The sequence below is a fragment of the Salinivibrio sp. HTSP genome, from assembly GCF_003390965.1.
In the GTDB taxonomy this organism is placed as follows: Bacteria; Pseudomonadota; Gammaproteobacteria; order Enterobacterales; family Vibrionaceae; genus Salinivibrio; species Salinivibrio kushneri.
Genome location: NZ_PXUD01000059.1, coordinates 1 through 2,332 on the forward strand (window position 1 = coordinate 1; position 2,332 = coordinate 2,332).

Genomic DNA, 2,332 nt, shown 5'->3' on the forward strand with positions numbered 1-2,332 from the left:
GTAAGCGGTTAATAAACCCCACATATCCATAAGACACGGGCTTTGCCATAGTACCTTTTTAAGCGGAGGTACCATGAAACAAGCACAAAAACGCGCGCACTGGGCGGCGATCATTGAACAACAAAAGCAAAGCACAGTGTCCATTAAGCAGTTTTGCCAAGATAACGCTATTCCCTATCAAACTTTTTATTATTGGTCGAAGCGATTACGTGAAGACGAGCAACCGCAAACCGTGCAGCCGGTTGTGGTCGACGCGTCCGGTCACTTACCAGGGGCGTCCGTCGTGCTTGTCTTTGCCAATGGCATTCGCGCCGAGTTACCCGCCACGCTCAACGCCGCACAAATCAAACACTGGGTGGATGCACTGCAATGACGCCTTCTGGCAAGGTATTCTTGGTCTCTGGCGTCACCGACATGCGCAAGTCGATTGACGGTCTATCATTGATCGTGGCCGAGCAGCTTGAGATGGATCCCTTTAGTGAAGCCTGGTTTATTTTCTGTAATCGCGGTCGCGATAAGCTCAAAATCTTATTTTGGGATACCAATGGGTTTTGGCTGTATTACCGCCGCCTAGAAAAGGGCACCTTCAAGTGGCCTCGCCCAAGTCCTGACGGCGTGATCACTCTGAGTAAACCGCAACTTCACTGGCTCCTATCAGGACTGTCACTGGAAAACAGTCACGGGCATCATCCTTTAAAGGGACTAGAAGTGTGACCCATGACAGTGATCATCATATTGCCCTTGAACGATCCTTTTGAGCCGTCAAACTTGTTGCCATTACACGGTAAGAAGATGACGCCCAATGACCGACCTCCCTGATGATATCGAGCAACTTAAAGCCATGCTAATGGCGAAAGAGGCATTGCTGCATGACAAAGAGGAAGAGATCTCGGCGTTAAAAAACCACGTTCAGTTATTGATTGAGCAGTTAAACCTGAGCCAATCCAAGCGCTTTGCCGCGCAAAGTGAAAAAGTGGTGAAAGGCACTTTTAACGAAGCTGAGCAGCAAGATGCGTTACCCTCTGCGCCTAAGGCGCGACGTCAAACAGGACGCAAACCCCTACCTGCTGATCTTGAGCGTGAGGTGCACACCTATACCTTAAATACCCCCTATTGCGCGTGCTGCGACGTGCCCTTACACGCCTGTGGCAAAGAAGTGAGTGAAACCTTGAAAATCGTGCCGCAGCGGGTTAGTGTCATTCGCCATGAGCGCACCAAATATGCCTGCCGCCAGTGCGAGCAAACCGCTGAAACCAGCCAGGTAGTGACCGCACCGAAGCCAGCTAGCATGATCCCCAAAAGCCTTGGCAGTCCAGAGGCGTTTGCCGCCGTCGTGACCGCCAAATATGTGGATGCACTGCCGCTATATCGTCAAGTCGATATGCTGAACCGAGCGGGTATCGACATTAGCCGTGCCACTTTAGCCAACTGGTGTGTGCAGCTGGGCAGCAAAGTTGACGTGATTATCGATACGATGAAAGCACAGTTAGCCAGCGAGCCACTTATCTGCGCCGATGAAACCACGGTGCAAGTGCTCAAAGAAGCAGATAGAAAAGCGCAGTCGACCTCTTACATGTGGGTGTATCGCAGTGGTGAATTTACCGACCACCCGGTGGTGATTTACGATTATCAACCTAGTCGAGCCGGCGCGTGTGTGCGAGCGTTCCTGGGCGATTATCAGGGCTATCTTCTGTCCGATGGTTACAGTGCTTACGATACCGTTGACGGTGTGACGCAAGCAGCGTGTATGGCCCATGTTCGCCGTAAATTTACCGATGCGCAAAAGGCGTCGCCCTCGAAGAAAGCCGGCAAGCCAGAAAAAGCGCTCACCTTCATCAACAAGCTCTACGGCATCGAGCGACGCGGGAAACACTTATCGGCCGAGGCCCGGCAACAACTCAGACAGCAAGAAAGTCTGCCTCTGTTAAATGACTTTAAACGCTGGCTTGATAGCATGCATGTGTTGCCCAAAGGCGCCTTAGGCCAGGCCATCACGTATGCGAAAAATCAGTGGCCCAAACTGCTGACCTATCTGGAAGATGGCCGCATTAGCATCGACAACAATGTGACGGAGCGAGACATCCGCCCGTTCGCCACAGGGCGAAAGAACTGGATGTTCTCGACATCTGTCGGTGGAGCAAAAGCGAGTGCCAATCTGTATAGCTTGGTGATGACATGCCGTGCCAATGACATCAATCCCTATTATTACTTCCGGCACCTGTTCGCTGAATTACCCAAGCGGTCGCCATCGGATGATATGTCAGATCTGATGCCATGGTGTGCGGATCTCAGTGATGTCGAGTAGGCGTTCACCGGTTTATTAACCGCTTAC

3 protein-coding genes are annotated in these 2,332 nt (G+C 51.6%); all 3 read left to right on the plus strand.

The features are described from left to right. Positions 1-73: 73 nt before the first annotated feature. The 3 genes from C7A19_RS11330 (at position 74) to C7A19_RS11340 (ending at position 2,305) form a co-directional block, all read left to right on the plus strand. Positions 74-373 carry a helix-turn-helix domain-containing protein gene (locus C7A19_RS11330; RefSeq protein WP_116644920.1) on the plus strand — a complete coding sequence of 100 codons (300 nt, stop codon included), beginning with the start codon at positions 74-76 and terminating at the stop codon, positions 371-373. After that, the gene (gene tnpB, locus C7A19_RS11335) at positions 370-714 is read left to right on the plus strand and encodes an IS66 family insertion sequence element accessory protein TnpB (RefSeq protein WP_025675503.1); all 345 of its coding nucleotides are present in this window, start codon (positions 370-372) and stop codon (positions 712-714) included. Before C7A19_RS11330 ends, tnpB begins: the two co-directional genes overlap by 4 nt. A gap of 88 nt (positions 715-802) precedes the next feature. Continuing rightward, a complete protein-coding gene (locus C7A19_RS11340) occupies positions 803-2,305 on the plus strand; it encodes an IS66 family transposase (protein WP_116644921.1) in 1,503 nt (500 codons plus the stop codon). Positions 2,306-2,332: the final 27 nt, after the last annotated feature.